The sequence below is a fragment of the Streptomyces gilvus genome (genome assembly GCF_022513565.1).
Classification (GTDB): Bacteria; Actinomycetota; Actinomycetes; order Streptomycetales; family Streptomycetaceae; genus Streptomyces; species Streptomyces gilvus.
Genome location: NZ_JAKWBE010000026.1, coordinates 118,674 through 135,625, shown reverse-complemented (window position 1 = coordinate 135,625; position 16,952 = coordinate 118,674). Strand labels below are relative to the sequence as shown.

Here is a 16,952-nt window from a genome sequence, read left to right as displayed (position 1 = left end):
GGAGCAGAACACCCCGTTCGAGGGAGCTCCGCCGAGGGTGTCGAAGTGGCCCTGCCCCTGGACGTTCATTGTGCCCATGACGCAGCCTCGGGGATTGTCCATGAAGTCGATGCCGACCGCGTTGCCGCCACTGATGTTGACCCAGCGGCTGGCGTTCCCCGGGCTGTTGTCCGTGTGCGCCCAGCCGAGCTGGATCTTGACTGTTCCCGGTGTCGCCTTGAAGTACGTCGTGTGCACGCCCGTCCAGTTACCGAAGGCGTCGGTGATGATCTGCACGCACAGGTGGTTGTTGTTGCTGGCGGAGAGGTAGTAGCACCGTTCCTGCGAAATGTCCTTGGGAAGGAACTGCTTGCCGAATGACGCGGTACGGACTGTTGTCCTGTCGGCCTTCAGCGGGTGGGGGACTACTTGGGCTGCGGACGCCGAGGTGGCGATCAAGCCGGCCATCGCGACGGCCAGGGTCATCGCACCGAATGCGCGACGCTTTCCCGTAACCATGAATCTCCTCCGAATGATCAGTTTTGACGGGCGAGGACCACGGTTCCACTTCAAGGACTGGTTGTCTGTCCGGTGATCGGAGACATTCGTGTCCAATGAATGGGGGACAGATTCTCAGCCCGGGGTTGCAAACGCGGCTCCCCGAATGCCGCTCTCTGGGCTGTCGATTCGGATGGGCCGCGCTTCTTGCCTGATGCAGGTCCAGTCGTGAACGGACCACACCTGCCGACGACTTCACTCTTGCGCCATTGACCCACGCGTCCTGTCGGGAGTTGCTCGGACAGGCTGCGCGTAGGTCGATCGTCGGACTACGAAGGTGCTCCCGGTCGACGTAGTTTGTTCATCGCCGAACCGGCACCACGCCGCACGGGCTCGCTCTTCGAAGCCGCTCGTTCGACTCCGGGCTGACGTGGTTCTTGTGGCTCGGTCAGGCGGTCCCCACCAAGAAGCCCCTCGGATACCTGCGGGGTCTGGTCGGTGTGTGGCCAACCACCGCCGTTCGCGTCCGGCGCACGGGCTCATCCGGCCCGCGCTTCCTTGCTCTGAGTCAGGAGGATCTCCTGTGAACATCTCGAAGTACGCCGCCCTGACGGCAATGGTCACCATCGCTCTCGGCGGCGCGCTGGCTCCCTCTGCCGGCGCGGCCACCATGACCGCCCGGGCCGTAGCAAGTCCGAAGAGCCTCTCCGACTGCAACAACACCGCCCAGCGGGGCGACGCATATGTGGGTTCGGAAGGTACCTGCTCCGCCTGTCTCCAGGACGCGGCCCGCTTGGACAGCTTTCCAGGCGGAGGAATCGTCTTCCAGCACTACTGCACGTACAACCCCGGCCTGAGGCACTACGACCTGCACGTGCATCAGGTCTTCTGAACAAGCGGGGGACCGGCGGCGGAGCCGCTGCTCGGTTTCCGGTCTCCATCGCCAGGCACAGCACCGCCAGCCACTGCCAGGTCGCCCTCACCTACGGAGCACGCCAGTTGTCGATCGAGGTCACAACCTGTCAGGGCCGCGGATTCCTCTGGCCGGCCCGCCGGGTACCGGGCACGGCCTGATCGGAATGCGCGAGCGGGTCAGCCTGCACTGCGGGCAATTCCGGGCCGGCCCTCTCCCGGGCGGTGGGTTCCGCGTGACCGCCACCGTGCCGCTGCCGGATCCGACGGCATCACCGTGAGCGGGGTCATCTCCGTGGCCGTCACGGACGATCAGCCGCTGCTGTGCGCGGCGCTCCGCGCGCTGATCGGCAACACGCCCGGCTTCACCTTCGTGGCCGAGGCCGCCGACGGTGCACAGGCCGTCGTGGCGGCCCGCACAAAGTGGGGGGTGGCGCCCGCGCCCGGGGGCGGGAAGACGGTGTGGTTCGAGAACTCGGGATACTCGTGAGGCATGGACGAGATCGAGGTCAGGGAGCTGACGCCGGAGGACGAGACGGGCGTGGCCCTGCTGTTCGCGGCGTGCGAGGACTACTTCGTCGCGGCGACCGGGGCGCCGGCGCTCGCGGCGGACGTACAGAGCCTGTACTACGCGCTTCCCGAGGGCGCCGACGTCGACCAGAAGCGGCTGCTGGTGCTGTGCCGGGGCGAGGAGATCGTGGGTCTGGTCGATGTGGTGGACCGGCATCCGGACACCGGGAGTTGTTCGGTCGGGCTGTTCCTCGTCGCCCCGGACGTACGGCGCGCGGGCGTCGGTACGGGCGTCGCGCGGCGGCTGATCGAGGAGGCGGCCGGACGGGGGATGCGGACCGTGACGGCCACCTGCCCGTCGGGATGGGAGCCGGGGCTGGGGTTCCTGCGCGGTCTGGGGTTCGAGGTCGGCGTACCAAAGGAGATGACGGGCGACACGATCGGCAACCGCACCCGGTACCCGGCGGAGACAGGTCTGCACACGGCCCGGCTCCTCACGACCCCCGCCGACCGATGAGTTCCGTCCGCGACCGCCGTCTTCCCCTGTGAGCGTGTTCGAGTGGGATCCCGGTGGACCTCGGCTGACCGGCTACTCCCGGCCCGACGCCACCGCCGCCAGGACCCCCGCCGTGAGCGCCGCGACCAGCAGTGGGATGCCCAGGCCGTGGTGGAGGACCAGCCACGCGCCCAGGCAGGCGCCCGCCGCCATCGCGACCACCGAGGCGCTGCGGCGCGGTGAGCGCAGGCCCGAGCCGCCGCCCGCGCGGGAGTCGGAGGCGAGGCCGGTGAGGGTCATGGTCAGGACGGTCGTCGTCAGGTCGGGGATGCCGAGCTTGCGGACGGTGGCGTTGCGCAGGCCCATCGCGAAGGCCGTGAGGGCGATCACGGCGTAGACGGTGGCCGTGGCGTGCGGCGCGGCGAACGCGACGACGGCGGAGGCGCCGACCAGGACCGCCTCGGCGGCGAGGGTCAGCCGCGCCCACGCACGGCGCGAGCCCTCGCCCCGCCATCGCGCGACGCGCCCGCCGGCCACCGCGCCGAGCAGGAAGAACACCAGCGAGGTGGCGGTGTGCGGCACGGAGAAGCCGGGCGCCCCGGCCGCCGCGAACCCGAGCACGACCACGTTCCCGGTCATGTTGGCCGTGAAGACGTGCCCGAGCCCCAGATAACTCACGGCGTCGATCAGCCCGCTGACCACGGTCAGCCCCAACAGCACGACCACGAGCCGCAGTCCGCGCGCCTCACGCTCGTCCGTCCGCTTCTGCGGCTGCGTGCTCGGCTCGCTCTGCTCGCTCATGAGGGCTCCGGTCGGCCGGACGGGCGGGTGCACCCAAGTGCACCACGGGAGCGGGGGAGTCTCGGATGCCGACGCGCAGCGTACGTCCGTAGCGGCGGTGGCATGCGACACCGACGTGCCCATCGGCAACGCCCGCACATGCGCCCGCACATGCGCCCGCACCCTCGCAGGTCAGGGAGCGAGGGTGCGGGGCGTCGGTGCGGTACTTCGGCAGCGTGCGGGACCAGCCGGAGCGGCCGCGGTCACGCTCGGCCGGATCAGTACCAGCCGTTGGCCTGCCAGAAGGCCCAGGCGCCGGCGGGGCTGCCGTAGCGGGAGTTCATGTACTGCAGACCCCACTCGATCTGGGTCTTGGCGCTGGTCTTCCAGTCCGAGCCGGCCGAGGCCATCTTCGTGCCCGGCAGGGCCTGGACCAGGCCGTAGGCGCCGGAGGAGGAGTTGGTCGCGGTGACGTTCCAGCCGCTCTCGTGGGCGACGATGTTGTTGAAGGCGTTGTACTGCGCGGCGTTCGGGATCATCCTGTGCGCGATCGCCTTGGCCTGGGTCACGGAGTCGGCGGTCGCGGCGTGGGCGGGCGCCGCGGTCAGCACCATGCCGGTGGTGGCGGCGGCCACGGCGGCGGAGGCGAGGGCCTTCTTCGGCGAGACGCGGCGGGCGAGGCGGGAGACGAACACGAGGGACCTTTTCTTCGGGGACAGGGAGTCGCGGTCATGCGTCGGCGCCGAGGCCGGGGGCTCGTCGGCGCCGTGCGACGTCGTCCAGAGAAACAGGCTCGAAGGGTGTCTGCAATGACCCCTTTTACTAGTTGTGGTCGCATCTGGGGGGTGCGTGCTTCCTGTGACCTGGCTTTCGATGTGCAGGTCGGAGGCGCTTATGGCATGCTCATGGCGTCCGATATGCCCTACTAGGTAGGTTAGTGAGTGATCTGGGTCATGTGGTTCGGTTCACCGCTCAACCGCTCTTGAATGTGACGGCGGTCTCGAAAGCGGCGCGGCGGGTGGCTCTGCGTAGCGCCTTGAGCACGGCTGGGCCGAGGGCGAGCGTGAGGACGACCGTGACGACCGCGCGGCCCAGGTCCCAGCCGAGCGAGGTGGCCAGACAGTACGCGACGAAGCGGGCCAGGTTGGCGGGCACGGCCGCGTGCGGGTCGAAGGCGATGCCCGAGGCCAGGGCGCCCATGAAGGGCCAGCCGGCGAGGTTCATGACGGTGCCGTAGGCGAGGGCGGCGAGGAAGCCGTACGCCGAGAGCAGGGCGAGTTCGGCGCGGCCCCGGAGGCGGTCCGGGCCCGGCAGCAGCCCCGCGCCCATCGTGAACCAGCCCATCGCCAGCATCTGGAACGGCAGCCAGGGCCCGACGCCGCCGGTCAGCAGGGCCGACGCGAACATCGTCAGCGAGCCGAGGGTGAAGCCGAAGCCGGGGCCCAGGACACGGCCGCTGAGCAGCAGCAGGAAGAACATCGGCTCGATACCGGCGGTTCCGGCACCGAGGGGGCGCAGGGCGGCGCCGGTCGCGGCGAGGACGCCGAGCATGGCGACGGCCTTCGGACCGAGGCCGGACTCGGCGATGGTCGCGGCCACGACGGCGACGAGCAGGATGAGCAGACCGGCGAAGAGCCAGGGGGCGTCCTGGGCGTGGGCGGCGAGCGTGGAGTCCGGCGGTGCGAGGAACGGCCAGCCGAAGGCGACGACGCCGACGGTGGAGGTCAGGGCGAGGGCGGTGAGGGAGCGGGGGCCGAGGCGGATGGCGTTCGTCATGACAGGGCGTCTCTCACCTGGGTGACCGTGAGCCATTTCTGCGGGGCGAGGATCTTGGTCACCTGCGGGGCGAAGGAGGGGGAGGACACGACGATGTCCTCGGTCGGACCGTCGGCGATGACCTCGCCGTCCGCGAGCAGGATCACCCGGTGGGCGAGTTCGGCGGCCAGTTCGACGTCGTGGGTGGCCAGGACGATCGCGTGGCCCTCGGCGGCGAGGGTGCGGAGGTGGGTGACGAGACGGGACTTCGCCGCGTAGTCCAGGCCGCGGGTCGGTTCGTCGAGGAGGAGCAGGGGCGGGCGCGCGGTGAGGACGACGGCGAGCGCGAGCGTGAGGCGCTGGCCTTCGGAGAGGTCGCGGGGGTGGGTGGCGTCCGGGATGCCCGGGAGCAGGTCGGAGAGAAGGGTGCGGCAGGTGCCGGGGGCTGCTTGGGCGTCCTGGTCGGCGGCCGCGCACTCCGCGGCGACGGTGTCCGTGTAGAGGAGGTCGCGGGGGTCCTGGGGGACCAGGCCCACGTGGTGGATGAGGGTGGGGGGTGCGGTGCGGTGGGGGGTGAGGCCGGAGACGCGGACCGTGCCGGAGGAGGGCTCCAGCAGGCCGACGAGGGTGTTGAGCAGGGTGGACTTGCCGGCGCCGTTGCGTCCCATCACGGCGATGGTTTCGCCGGGGGTGATGGTGAGGGTGGCCTGGTGCAGGGCTCGGGTGTGGGTGCGGGTGACTGTTACGGATTGGAGGTGGGCGGGGGGTGGGGGAGTTGTCGGGGTTGGGGGTCGGGGTGCGGTGCGGTTGCGGTTGCGGTTGCGGGGGAGTGTTGGCCAGCGGCGGGTGGGGGCTGGGGGTGGGGGCGTGTCGCCTGACCGCGCTTGCGGGGTGCCGCCTCTCGTTGGGTCGGGAGCCGCTCTAGCAGCACGACTGCCCGCAGACGGCGCGGAGTTGGGCTGTGCGGTTGCCGTAGGCGGCGCGGTGGTGGCTGCGTTGGGGCTGTGCGTCGGCCTGGCCAGACGGTCGCGTAGGTCGGTTGCTCTGCGGCGGGCGTCTCTTACCGTCAGTGGCAGGGGGTCCCAGCCTGCCAGGCGGCCCAGTTCCACCACCGGTGGGTAGACCGGGGAGGTCGCCATCATCTCGGCCGGGGTGCCCAGTTGGGGTGCGGAGGCCAGGGCCGGGAGGACCAGGACCTGGTCGGCGTACTGGATGACTCGTTCCAGGCGGTGTTCGGCCATCAGGACCGTGGTGCCGAGGTCGTGGACCAGGCGTTGGAGGACCGCCAGGACCTCCTCCGCTGCTGCCGGGTCCAGGGCCGAGGTCGGTTCGTCGAGGACCAGGGCCGTGGGGTGGGGGGTGAGGACCGAGCCGATGGCCACGCGTTGCTGTTGGCCGCCGGAGAGCGTGGAGATGGGGCGGGCGCGGAGGTCGGCGAGCCCCAGGAGGTCGAGGGTCTCCTCGACGCGGCGGCGCATCACCTCGGCCGGGAGGCCCAACGACTCCATGCCGTAGGCGAGTTCGTCCTCGACCGTGTCCGTCACGAAGTGGGACAGCGGGTCCTGCCCCACCGTGCCGACCACGTCCGAGAGTTCGCGCGGCTTGTGCGTCCGCGTGTCGCGGCCCGCCACAGTGACCCGGCCGCGCAGGGTGCCGCCGGTGAAGTGCGGGACCAGGCCGCTGACCGCGTTGAGGATGGTCGATTTGCCGGTGCCGGACGGGCCGACCAGGAGGACGAGTTCACCTTCCGGGACCTCGAAGTCCACGCCCTGGACGGTCGGTTCGGTCGCGCCGTCGTACGTCACCGAGACGTTCTCGAAGCGGATCATGTCGGTTCCTTGGGGGCGACGAGGGAGGGGAGGAGGCCGAGGAGGACGGCCGCGGCGGGCCAGAGGGGGAGCGTGGGGGCGGTCAGCGGGACGACGCCGGGGTGGAGCGCGGCGGGGTCGGTGGTCGCGGCGAGGGTGAGGAGGGCGGCCACCGCGGCGCCGGAGCAGGCGACCAGCCCGGCGCGGAGGTCCCAACGGGCGGGCCGGTAACGGGTACGCGGGCTGCGGCGGCCGCCGAGGCGCAGGCCGGCCAGGGCCGCGGTGAGGCCGGCGAGGAGGAGGGGAAGGCCGTAGGCGCCGGCTTCGGCGGTGAGGAGACCGTACGTTCCGGCGCAGACGCCGAGCAGGCCGCCGAGGGTGAGGGCGGTGGTCGTACGGCGTACGGGGGCGGGAACGGTGGCGGTACGGCCGTAGCCGCGGGCGTCCATGGCGGCGGCGAGGGCGACGGAGCGTTCCAACGCGCCCTCCAGGACCGGGAGTCCGACGTGGAGGAGGCCCCGGATGCCGCTGTCGGGGCGGCCGCGCAGACGACGGGCGGCGCGCAGTCGGTGGACGTCGGCGATGAGGTTGGGGGCGAAGGTGAGGGCGACGACGACGGCCACGCCGGCCTCGTACAGGGCGCCCGGGAGGGACTTGAGGAGGCGGGCGGGGCTGGCGAGGGCGTTCGCGGCGCCGACGCAGATGAGGAGGGCGGCGAGTCTCAGGGCGTCGTAGAGGGCGAAGAGGACGGACTCGGCGGTGACATCGCCGCCTACGCGGATGCCCTGGGCCCAGTGGGGGAGGGGGAGTTCGGGGAGGGTGACGAGGGTGTGGGTGCCGGGGATCGGGGAGCCGAGGACCGTCGCGAAGGTGAGGCGGATGAGGAGGACGGCGAGGGCGAGCTTGAGGAAGGCGGAGTAGGAACGGGCGGCGGGGGAGGCGGGTCGGCACGTCGCCACGACGTAGGCGGACGTGGCGATGAGCAGGGCGAGGAGGAGGGGGTTGGTGGTGCGGGTGGCGGCGGTACCGAGCCCGATGGCCCAGAGCCACCAGGCGCCGGGGTGCAGGGGGGTGGGGTGCGCGGGGCGCGGGGCGGTGACGCCCGAGGGCGTGTGCCGCTCGCCGCTTCTCCTCGGCTCGGGGGCCGTCCGGGTGGTACGACGGCGTTCCGGCTGTGCCTCGCTACCGGACATGCCTGCGCCGCCTCGCCTGCCACACCGCTGCCGCGCCCAGCACCGCCACGACGGCGACTCCCGTCCACAGCCCCACCGAGGGACCGTCGCTGCCCTTCTTCTCCCCCTCCTTCGCGGCGGTCCGCGTCTTCTTCCCGGCCGCCACCTGTTCCCCGCAGCCCTTCTCCGGGTAGCCGGCGATCGCGCAGAGCAGGGCGTTGGTGTCGTAGCGCAGCGGCTTCGTCACGGCGGCCAGGGCGTCCGCCGTCGTCGCGTCGGGGGACACCTGGGCGCAGGTCGTACGGGTCGGGGGCGGGGTCTCGCCGGACGGGGCGTCCGCGCGGGTGCCGAAGTCGATGAGCAGGGCCACCCGCTTCCTGCCGTCCCGCGCCGGCGTCTTCGCGCAGATCGTCGCGAAGTCGGCGGTCCCCCGGGGCGTCGCCGCGTCGCTGGAGTCCTCACTCACGGAGAAACGGAACCCCTGGACGTCACCGTCGGAGGGACGGTCGGTGGAGGGGCCCTGGGGGGCGTAGGTCCAGTGGGTGGCGGTGCGGGTCCAGAAGGACCAGTAGCGGTAGCCGGTGGCCTGGGCGGAGGTCGGGAGGAGCAGGACCAGCAGCAGGGCCGGGAGAAGGGCCACGTACCGGCGTGTCATGACTGTCGCTTCCTGCCGCGGAACATGAGCGCGAAGCCGATGAGCGCGCCCAGCAGCAGGCCGCCGCCGACGGTCCAACCGACGGGCAGGGAGCCGTCGTTGTCGTCGGACGCCTTGGGGCTGTGTGAAGGGGTGGCGGTCGGGGGCAGCTTGTTGATCGCCTTGGGGGTGGGTCCCGTCGCGTTGAGCAGGGTGACCAGGTCCCTGCCGCCGAAGTGACGGGCGTCCCCGCCCCTGACCACGCTCGCCGCGAGGATGAGTTGGGCGTACGCGGCCGGGCCGCCCTGCTCCGCCCACTTGGCGGCGTGGCCCTCCAGCCAGTGCAGGGACGCGGCGGCCTGGTCGTTGCGGCCCGCGGTGGCGAGGGCGACGACCGCGTCGGCCGTGTTGCCGTAGTCGGGCTGGTCCGCGGCGCCGGGCAGCACGGACTTGAGGTACCCGTCCTTCGCCAGTGTCCTGGCGAGCCAGACGGCGCCGTTGTCCCCGGCCTCGGTGTCCAGGCCGTCATCCGCGGCCTTCGCGCAGCTCATGGGCGCGTCCGTGTCGTCCTGGCGGTTTCCCGTGAGCGTGTCGCCGTACGCCCCGAGCACGGCCGCGGCGGTGGCGTCCGCGTTGGCCGTCAACGCGCCCTTCTTGCCCGGCTGGTAGGCGAAGGCGCCGCCGTCCTTGCCGCCGCAGGGCAGCGCCAGCTTGGCCAGGGCGTCGACCGGGGACTTGCCGTCCTTGCGGAGGTTCGGCACCGTCACGCCGGCCTGTGCGAGTGCGCCGATCACGAGGGAGGTCGAGTTCGCGTCGCTGGCTCCGCCGGGGGAGTAGCCCCAGCCGCCGTCCTTGTTCTGCACCGACTTCAGCCAGGCGACGGCCTTGCCCACCTGGGAGTCGTACGTGGAGGTGATGGTGGAGAGCGCCTGCACCGCGACCGCCGTGCTGTTGGTGTCCACCGCGAGCTTGGCCGCGCAGGGCTTGCCGGCGTCCGCGCGGAAGGCGGGGAAGGCGCCGTTCGCGCACTGCTGGCCGGCCAGCCAGGCCACGGCCTTGTCGGCAGGGTCGACGCCCACCTCGTTCTGCGCCAGCAGACTGAGCGACTGCCGCCACACCCCGTCGTACGTAGGATCCGCCGCGCCGTACAACCCGTCGGGTATCGCCACCTTCGGCGAGGGAGACGGCGGCGCGGCGACCGCGGGGGTCGCGGTGCCGATCACCACGGTGGCGGCCACGGCCGCGGTGCAACGGCTGACGAAGTTCATGATCGGCGGATGCCTCTCCCTGAAGGGAGCCGGGCAGCACGGGACACCCCGGCGGCTCGGCCCCGTATTCCTCGACGGTGCCGTGCACCGGCGGACCGCCGACGCACGTGAGCCGGTCACGAGTCCGTACGGGGCAGTCCGGCTCACCGGCCGGGTTCGGCTGGTTGACGGTTGCGGGTCAGCGCCGGAATTGCACCGGCTTCCCCCCGTACGGGCGTGATGACGACCCGGCCACTCTACCGGCCCGTAGGAATCGCCTGAGCGGCGGCTGTGGGAGGGGTGGTTTCCGGGCCATGGGGATCACGGGGAGGGGCGAAGGCGGTAGCAGCGTCGGCGGGCTGCTCGGGTCCGGGCGGACCTCCGACGTCTACGAGTTCGACGCCGGCTGGGTGTTGCGGCGCAATCGGGAGGGGTGGGGGGACGCCCTCGCCGAAGGGGCCGTCATGGAGCATGTGGGCCGGCACGGCTACCCCGTGCCCCGGGTACGCCTCGCCGACTCCACGCGCACCGAGCTGGTGATGGAGCGGCTGTCGGGGCCGACGATGCTGGCGGCCTTCGGGGCGGGGGCCATGGGGCCGCGGGAGGGCGGGGCGGTGCTCGCGCGGCTGTTGCGGCAGTTGCACGCCGTTCCCGGGCGGGACTCCGGCGGGTGCGTCCTGCACCTCGACCTGCATCCCGACAACGTGCTGCTCACCCCCGACGGACCCCGGGTCATCGACTGGAGCAACGCCGAGGAGGGGCGTCCCGGCCTGGACTGGGGCATGTCCGCGATCATCCTCGCCCAGGTCGCCGTGGGCGAGGAGCCGATCGCCGGTCTCGCCCACGAGGTGCTGACCGGCCTCCTCGCCGACCCCTCCCACCTCACCGGGGACGGCCTGACGGCGGCCCGGCGCCGCCGCGCGGCCCAGCCCGTCATGAGCCGGAGGGAGATCGAACTCCTGGGTGAGGCGGAGGACTTGATCCGATCACTGTGATGTGAGCGCAAGGCGTCGGAACACGCCCCGTAACGGCCAATTGCGGTGATCTTTCGGTCGTACTCGGTCGTGTGGCATATGTCCCGGTGCAGTGCGGCCACACTGTCAGCGTGCCTGCGAAGAAGGACCCACCCGGTCCGGGGAACCTGCCGCCCGACAGCCGCCCCTTCGTCGGCCGACGGGACGAACTCGCCTGGCTTCGAGGCGAGTTGGTGAGCGGTGGACGGCTGCTGACCCTCGTGGGGGTCGGCGGGGCCGGCAAGACGCGGCTCGCGCTACGGGCGGCCGGGGCGGCCCGGGACGTCCACCCCGACGGTGTGTGGCTGGTGGAGTTGTCCGCGCTCCGCGCCGGCGACCAGGTGCCGCCGGCCGTCATGGAGACGCTGGTGCTCGTCGACCACTCGACCGGTTCGGCGACCGAGGCGCTGTCGGTGTGGGCGCAGGACAAGCGGCTGTTGCTGGTCCTGGACTCGTGCGAGCACGTGCTGACGGACTGCGTGACGCTGGTCGCCGATCTGCTGGCGGCCGCGCCGGGACTGCGCGTCCTCGCCACCAGCCGGGAGCGGCTGGGGATGCCGGGGGAGCGGGTCCTGACCGTCGACCCGCTTCCGCCGGGGGACCCGGAGGGGCGTCCGCCCAACCACCTCCAGGACCCTTCGCGCCTCATCGCTCACCCGAGCGCCGCCACCGCGTCCACCTCCACCAGCACCCCCTCCCGCACCAGCCCCGCCACCACCGTCGTGCGGGCCGGAAGCGGGGTGCAGTCGGCGAAGAACTCCCCGTAGACGGCGTTGAATTGGGGGAAGTGGGAGGGGTCGGCCAGGTAGCAGGTGCAGCGGGTGATGGACGTACGGTCGCCGCCCGCCGCCACGACGACCGCCTCGACGTTGGCGAGCACCTGCCGCACCTGCGCGCCGAAGTCCGCCGGCAGCTCCCCGGTCACGGGGTCCAACGGCCCCTGCCCGGAAGCGAAGAGGAACGGCCCGACACGCACCCCCTGCGACAACGGCGGCTCGCTGCCGTCGGCGAACCGCACGAACGGCGCCCGGTCAGTACGCACCGCTTCGAGAGCGCCCCGCCCCTGCCGAGGGGTGGGTCCGCCGAAGGGCAGCCGCAAGGTCCGGGAGGCGAGCAGCCACCGCCCCTCGACGCGCCGGAAGGTGTCCTCGTAGTGACCGACCTGCACAGGTGCGCCGGCCGGCACCATGCCGCCGTCCCAGCCCTCGATCCGGTACGTGGTGAAGTACGAGGTCGCCTCGGCCGTGTTCTCGGACGTCACCGTGACGCGGATGTTGGACATGATGCGTCGCGAGAGCTTGTCCGAGGGGCGTGCGCCGAAGTACGCCCGCAGAGCCTCCCGTCCCTCCGACCGGCGTCCGTCCCCGGGCGGGGGCCACTCCCACACGCCGTCCTCGGTGAACAGCTCGGCCACGGAGGCGGGTTCACCGAGGTCGAGCCGGTGCACGAAGTCGAGGATCAGACGTTCACAGGCGCGTTCGGCGTGCTCGGCGTGCTCGGCGAGAAGATGATCCATACGGACGTCGTAGCACAGGAAGCGACCTCACACGGCCACGTACATCACCGGATCGCTCCCCGTCACCGCCTCGGCCCGTCCCAGCTTCACCAGACGCCGCAGATGCGCCTCGGCCTCCGAGACCGCGATGTTCCTTGATCCGTAGGGGATTTGGTCCCAGGGGCGGTTCCACTCCATCCGTTCGGCAAGTTGCCAGGGCGTGAGGGGTTCGACGAGGAGGGAACGCAGGTCGGTGAGCCGTTCCTCGTGGTGGTCGAGCAACTGCCGTACGCGGGCCGCCGCGTCGGTGAACACGTACTGGTGGGCGGGGAGCACCTCGGCGGGGGCGAGGCGTCCGACGCGCTCCAGGGAGTCGAGGTAGTCGCCGAGCGGGTCGGTGACCGTGGCGTCGTCGGGGTCCTCGTACAGGCCGATGTGCGGGGTGATCTCGGGGAGCAGGTGGTCACCCGAGAACAGCCGCCCACTGCCCGGGAGTTGAGCCGGGTGCTCCTCCTCCAGGTGGAGGCACACATGCCCCGGGGTGTGGCCGGGCGTCCAGATCGCGCGCAGGCGCCGGCCGGGCAGGTCGAGCAGTTCGCCGGGCACGATCTCCCGGTCGGGCAGGGCGGGCGAGAAGCCGGGCAGGGTGGTGCGGGGGCGGGGTGTGCGCAGCGGCGCCACGTGCTCCTCCGGCGCCCCGGCCGCCGTCAACTTGGCGGACATGTACGAGAACCACCGCTCGGGCCGGGTCTCCCGGGTGCGCCGCACGATCGCGGTGTCCGCCGCGTGCATCGCGACCCACGCGCCGGAGGCTTCGCGGACCTTGCCCGACAGTCCGTGGTGGTCGGGGTGGTGATGGGTGATCACGACACCGTGGACCTCCTCGACCGCGGTCCCGCAGCCGACCAGCCCTTCAGTGAGCGTGTCCCACGACGCGGGATCGTCCCAGCCGGTGTCGACCAGCACCGGCCCCCGGTCGGTGTCGACGACGTAGACCAGCGTGTGGCCGAGGGGATTGTCCGGGATGGGCACCCGAACGGACCGCACGCCCCCGCCATGATCGAACGTCTCCACCATCCACCCTCCGCTCCACGGCCACCGCCCACTATAACTAGAACCCGTTTCACAATGACCCGATGCGCGGCAACGCCACACCGATGCGCCCATACCGGTGCGGGGCAACGCCCATGAGCCTGCGGAGGAGGTCTGGCCTAGTTGAAGTAGAACTGGTATCAGTTTCTGAAACACCGTCAGAAACGAGGGCAGTGGCGATGGCCGAGCTCGTGGAACACGGACAGCTGTTCATCGGCGGCGAACTGACCGATCCCCTGGGCGGGGACGTCATCGAGGTGATCTCGCCGCATACCGAGGAGGTCATCGGGCGGGTGCCGCACGCCTCCCGGGAGGACGTCGACCGGGCCGTCGCCGTGGCGCGGCGGGCCTTCGACGAGGGGCCCTGGCCACGGATGTCGCTGGACGAGCGGATCGAGGTCGTCACCCGGATCAAGGACGCGATCGCGGTCCGCCACGAGGAGCTGGCCCGGGTCATCTCCTCCGAGAACGGGTCGCCGTACTCCTGGAGCGTCCTCGCCCAGGCGCTGGGCGCGATGATGGTCTGGGACGCGGCGATCACGGTCGCCCGGAACTTCACGTACGAGGAGAGGCGGGACGGTGTCCTCGGGAAGATCCTCGTGCGGCGGGAGCCGGTCGGGGTCGTCGCCGCCGTCGTGCCCTGGAACGTCCCGCAGTTCGTCGCCGCCGCCAAACTCGCGCCCGCGCTGCTGACCGGCTGCACGGTGATCCTCAAGCCCTCGCCGGAGTCACCGCTGGACGCGTACATCCTGGCCGACATCACCCGCGAGGCCGGGCTGCCGGAGGGTGTCCTGTCCATCCTGCCCGCCGACCGTGAGGTCAGCGAGTATCTCGTCGGGCACCCGGACATCGACAAGGTCGCCTTCACCGGCTCGGTGGCCGCGGGCAAGCGCGTGATGGAGGTCGCCTCCCGCCATCTCACCCGCGTCACACTGGAGTTGGGCGGCAAGTCGGCCGCCGTCGTCCTGCCGGACGCGGACGTGGCGACCACCGTCGCCGGCGTCGTCCCGGCGGCCTGGATGAACAACGGCCAGGCCTGCGTGGCCCAGACCCGCATCCTGCTGCCGCGCTCCCGCTACGACGAGTTCGCCGAGGCGTTCTCCGCGGCGGCGAGCGCACTGGTGGTCGGCGACCCGCTCGACCCGGCGACCCAGGTCGGCCCCCTGGTGGCCAAGCGCCAGCAGCAGCGCAACCTCGACTACATCCGCATCGGGCAGGAAGAGGGCGCGAAGATCCTCACCGGCGGGGGCCGTCCGCCGGGGCTCGACAAGGGCTGGTACGTCGAGCCCACGTTGTTCGGCGACGTCGACAACTCCATGCGGATCGCCCGGGAGGAGATCTTCGGCCCGGTGATCTGCCTGCTGCCCTACGGCGACGAGTCCGAGGCCCTGAAGATCGCCAACGACTCCGACTACGGGCTCAGCGGCAGCGTGTGGACGGCGGACGTGGCGCACGGGATCGAGGTCGCCAGGCAGGTCCGTACGGGCACGTACTCCGTGAACACCTTCAGCCTGGACATGCTCGGCCCCTTCGGCGGCTACAAGAACTCCGGTGTGGGACGGGAGTTCGGGCCCGAGGGCTACGGCGAGTACCTCGAACACAAGATGATCCACCTCCCGGCCGGCTGGGAGGGCTGACCTGCCATGGGCGACCGCTGGCACGTCGAGGTCGACCGCTCCGTCTGTATCGGCTCGGCCCAGTGCGTCCACCGCGCGACGGGCGCGTTCCGCCTCGACTCCGCCATGCAGTCCCACCCGGTCGACCCGGAGACCGACGCCAACGAACGCATCCTGGACGCCGCCGAGAACTGCCCCGTGGAGGCGATCGTGATCACGCTGCTGGGCAGCGGGGAGGCGGTGTTCCCACCGGAGGACGAGTAGCACGGGCGCCCCCCTCCGCCAGGCGCTGTCGGTGCGGCGGGGTAGTCTCCTGCGGTTTCTACGGGACCGATCAGGGGCGGGGACGACAGGCGTGGACAAGCGCGAGGCCAGACGGCTGATCAAGCAGGCACGCGAGGCCTGGAAGGCGGAGGAGTGGCTGCGCTCCGCCGAGCTGTACGAGCGGGTGCTGGCGCACTTCCCGGACGCGGGGCCGAGCGCGGTGTGGTGGTACGACGCCGCGCTCGCCCACAAGTTCCTGCGGAACTGGGCGAAGGCGTACGAGCTCGGGCGTGAGGCCGCCGCACGTGCGCCGCGCGGCGAGGGCGACCCCGCGTACTGGAACCTCGGCATCGCGGCGACGATCCAGCGCGACTGGGCCACGGCCCGTGCGGCCTGGGCCGGTTTCGGCATCGAACTCCCGGACGGGGAGGGCGAGATCGTCGGGCGCTTCGGCAACGCGTGCGTACGGCTCGACACCGGGGGCCGGCGCGAGGTCGTGTGGATCGAGCGGCTGTGCCCGACCCGGGGGCGGGTGGTCAACGTGCCCGTGACCGGCGGCCGGCGCTACGGCGAGATCGTCGTGCACGACGGCGAGCCGAAGGGGGAGCGGATCGTCGACGGCGTCACCTACCCCGTCTTCGACGAACTGTTGCTCTTCGAGGCCTCCGACCTGCCCACCCTGGAGGTCACGGTCGCCGCCGCCGAGACGGAGGACCTGACGGCCCTGCTCACCCTGTTCGTCGACCACCACTACGGCGCCGAACCGGCCAGCGGCGTACGGATGTTGTGTTCCTGCTGCAGCGAGGGCACCCACCACCAGGAACGAACCGTCAGCACCGGCGCCCAACAGGTCTCCCTCGCCGCCCCGGAGGCGGAGGCCCGGCGTCTGCTGGAGCAGTGGGCGGCGGGGACGGCGATCGGGAGAAGCTGGAGCGGGCTCGCCGCGGTCGGGTGAGGGCGGGTGCGGGGCTGGTGAGTTTCAGGACTTGTTCGGGGGAGCCGTCAGGTCGATCAGGCGGCACACCGTTTCGATGTCGATCTTCACCTGGGCGATGGAGGCGCGGCCCGACAGCCACGTGATCAGGGCCGAGTGCCAGGTGTGTTCGATGACGCGGACCGCGGAGAGCTGCTCGGGGGTCGGATCGTCCTGGCCCATCGCATCCAGGATGATCACCGTGGTCTGACGGGAGACCTGGTCGACCTCCGGGCTGACACTGCGGTCGGCGAAGGTCAGCGCGCGGACCATCGCGTCGGCCAGGTGCGGCTCCCGCTGCAGGGCGCGGAAGGCCCGCATCAGGGTCTCCGCGACCCGCTCCGCCGCCGTCTCGCCCTGCGGGGGCTTCTTGCGGAGCGTGCCGTGCATGTGCTCCAGCTGGTCCTGCATCGTCGCGACCAGCAGATGCACCTTGGACGGGAAGTAGCGGTACAGCGTGCCCAGCGCCACCTGCGAGGACTCGGCGACCTCCCGCATCTGCACCGCGTCGAAACCGCCCCGGCTGGCCAACTGCGCGCACGCGTGCAGGATGCGGCGACGGCGCGCCTCCTGCCGCTCCGTGAGGGGCGGGGAGGCTGGGCGCCCGGTGGCTTCGAGCTTGGCTTCCACAGGCATGGATCCCGTTCCGTGACACTCGGTGAGGGCTGGTGATCGCACCGAGCATGGCAGGGTGCGCGCCGTGGCGCG

The 16,952-nt window shown here is 71.6% G+C and carries 19 protein-coding genes, 1 pseudogene and 1 riboswitch; of the genes and pseudogenes, 8 read left to right on the top strand and 12 right to left on the bottom strand.

Features of this window, described 5'->3' with window-relative positions; genetic code table 11:
* Window positions 1-465 (bottom strand): hypothetical protein (locus MKW14_RS31350; protein ID WP_240868308.1); only part of this gene is annotated, 465 nt, incomplete at its 3' end.
* A 595-nt stretch (window positions 466-1,060) separates the two neighbouring features.
* Between MKW14_RS31350 and MKW14_RS31345 the strand changes: the two genes are divergently transcribed.
* The 3 genes from MKW14_RS31345 to MKW14_RS31330 all read left to right on the top strand — a co-directional run bounded on the left by MKW14_RS31345 (window position 1,061) and on the right by MKW14_RS31330 (window position 2,416).
* Window positions 1,061-1,369 carry a hypothetical protein gene (locus tag MKW14_RS31345; RefSeq protein ID WP_240868305.1) on the top strand — a complete coding sequence of 103 codons (309 nt, stop codon included), beginning with the start codon at window positions 1,061-1,063 and terminating at the stop codon, window positions 1,367-1,369.
* A gap of 297 nt (window positions 1,370-1,666) precedes the next feature.
* Window positions 1,667-1,879: a helix-turn-helix domain-containing protein gene (locus MKW14_RS31335; RefSeq protein ID WP_240868303.1), complete on the top strand. Its 213-nt coding sequence runs from the start codon at window positions 1,667-1,669 to the stop codon at window positions 1,877-1,879.
* A 3-nt stretch (window positions 1,880-1,882) separates the two neighbouring features.
* Window positions 1,883-2,416: a GNAT family N-acetyltransferase gene (locus MKW14_RS31330; RefSeq protein ID WP_240868300.1), complete on the top strand. Its 534-nt coding sequence runs from the start codon at window positions 1,883-1,885 to the stop codon at window positions 2,414-2,416.
* A 72-nt stretch (window positions 2,417-2,488) separates the two neighbouring features.
* Here the strand turns inward: MKW14_RS31330 and MKW14_RS31325 are convergent, their stop codons facing one another.
* The 7 genes from MKW14_RS31325 to MKW14_RS31295 form a co-directional block, all read right to left on the bottom strand.
* Entirely contained in the window at window positions 2,489-3,196 is a 708-nt protein-coding gene (locus tag MKW14_RS31325; protein ID WP_240868298.1) for a YoaK family protein, read from the bottom strand.
* Window positions 3,197-3,453: 257 nt separating this feature from the next.
* Window positions 3,454-3,870 (bottom strand): aggregation-promoting factor C-terminal-like domain-containing protein, encoded by a 417-nt coding sequence (locus tag MKW14_RS31320; protein WP_240868296.1) that lies wholly within the window; start codon window positions 3,868-3,870, stop codon window positions 3,454-3,456.
* A gap of 277 nt (window positions 3,871-4,147) precedes the next feature.
* Window positions 4,148-4,951, bottom strand: a complete 804-nt coding sequence (locus MKW14_RS31315; protein ID WP_374116618.1) for an ECF transporter S component — start codon at window positions 4,949-4,951, stop codon at window positions 4,148-4,150.
* Window positions 4,948-6,759 carry an ABC transporter ATP-binding protein gene (locus tag MKW14_RS31310; RefSeq protein ID WP_240868292.1) on the bottom strand — a complete coding sequence of 604 codons (1,812 nt, stop codon included), beginning with the start codon at window positions 6,757-6,759 and terminating at the stop codon, window positions 4,948-4,950. The genes MKW14_RS31315 and MKW14_RS31310 overlap by 4 nt, the downstream gene beginning before the upstream one ends.
* Complete coding sequence (locus tag MKW14_RS31305) at window positions 6,756-7,931, bottom strand: energy-coupling factor transporter transmembrane component T (RefSeq protein WP_240868291.1); 1,176 nt, start codon at window positions 7,929-7,931, stop codon at window positions 6,756-6,758. Before MKW14_RS31305 ends, MKW14_RS31310 begins: the two co-directional genes overlap by 4 nt.
* On the bottom strand, window positions 7,921-8,565 hold the full coding sequence (locus MKW14_RS31300) for an SCO2322 family protein (protein WP_240868288.1): 645 nt from the start codon (window positions 8,563-8,565) through the stop codon (window positions 7,921-7,923). Before MKW14_RS31300 ends, MKW14_RS31305 begins: the two co-directional genes overlap by 11 nt.
* A complete protein-coding gene (locus MKW14_RS31295) occupies window positions 8,562-9,812 on the bottom strand; it encodes an SCO2321 family membrane protein (protein WP_240868286.1) in 1,251 nt (416 codons plus the stop codon). The genes MKW14_RS31300 and MKW14_RS31295 overlap by 4 nt, the downstream gene beginning before the upstream one ends.
* Before the next feature lie 131 nt (window positions 9,813-9,943).
* Window positions 9,944-10,063: riboswitch (cobalamin riboswitch) on the bottom strand.
* Window positions 10,064-10,105: 42 nt separating this feature from the next.
* Here MKW14_RS31295 and MKW14_RS31290 point away from each other — a divergent pair.
* Complete coding sequence (locus tag MKW14_RS31290; protein WP_240868284.1) at window positions 10,106-10,786, top strand: phosphotransferase; 681 nt, start codon at window positions 10,106-10,108, stop codon at window positions 10,784-10,786.
* 110 nt (window positions 10,787-10,896) lie between these two features.
* Window positions 10,897-11,571, top strand: a complete 675-nt coding sequence (locus MKW14_RS31285; protein ID WP_240868282.1) for an ATP-binding protein — start codon at window positions 10,897-10,899, stop codon at window positions 11,569-11,571.
* On the opposite strand, the gene MKW14_RS31280 is transcribed toward MKW14_RS31285, so the two are convergent.
* From MKW14_RS31280 to MKW14_RS31270, 3 genes and pseudogenes are all read right to left on the bottom strand, one after another.
* Complete coding sequence (locus MKW14_RS31280) at window positions 11,457-11,780, bottom strand: RidA family protein (protein WP_240868323.1); 324 nt, start codon at window positions 11,778-11,780, stop codon at window positions 11,457-11,459. The two genes, MKW14_RS31285 and MKW14_RS31280, sit on opposite strands and share 115 nt — an antisense overlap.
* A 90-nt stretch (window positions 11,781-11,870) precedes the next feature.
* A pseudogene (locus MKW14_RS31275) lies at window positions 11,871-12,320 on the bottom strand (nuclear transport factor 2 family protein); the annotation flags it as partial.
* 27 nt (window positions 12,321-12,347) lie between these two features.
* Window positions 12,348-13,376, bottom strand: coding sequence for a Strvi_7410 family MBL fold metallo-hydrolase (locus MKW14_RS31270; RefSeq protein ID WP_240868279.1), 1,029 nt, complete (start codon window positions 13,374-13,376; stop codon window positions 12,348-12,350).
* Between the two features lie 194 nt (window positions 13,377-13,570).
* Between MKW14_RS31270 and MKW14_RS31265 the strand changes: the two genes are divergently transcribed.
* The 3 genes from MKW14_RS31265 to MKW14_RS31255 all read left to right on the top strand — a co-directional run bounded on the left by MKW14_RS31265 (window position 13,571) and on the right by MKW14_RS31255 (window position 16,226).
* Window positions 13,571-15,028: an aldehyde dehydrogenase gene (locus MKW14_RS31265; protein ID WP_240868276.1), complete on the top strand. Its 1,458-nt coding sequence runs from the start codon at window positions 13,571-13,573 to the stop codon at window positions 15,026-15,028.
* Window positions 15,029-15,034: 6 nt separating this feature from the next.
* Entirely contained in the window at window positions 15,035-15,271 is a 237-nt protein-coding gene (locus tag MKW14_RS31260) for a ferredoxin (RefSeq protein ID WP_240868274.1), read from the top strand.
* A gap of 91 nt (window positions 15,272-15,362) precedes the next feature.
* Complete coding sequence (locus MKW14_RS31255; RefSeq protein WP_240868272.1) at window positions 15,363-16,226, top strand: tetratricopeptide repeat protein; 864 nt, start codon at window positions 15,363-15,365, stop codon at window positions 16,224-16,226.
* Window positions 16,227-16,250: 24 nt separating this feature from the next.
* Here the strand turns inward: MKW14_RS31255 and MKW14_RS31250 are convergent, their stop codons facing one another.
* Window positions 16,251-16,880 (bottom strand): TetR family transcriptional regulator, encoded by a 630-nt coding sequence (locus tag MKW14_RS31250; RefSeq protein WP_240868270.1) that lies wholly within the window; start codon window positions 16,878-16,880, stop codon window positions 16,251-16,253.
* Window positions 16,881-16,952 lie beyond the last annotated feature (72 nt).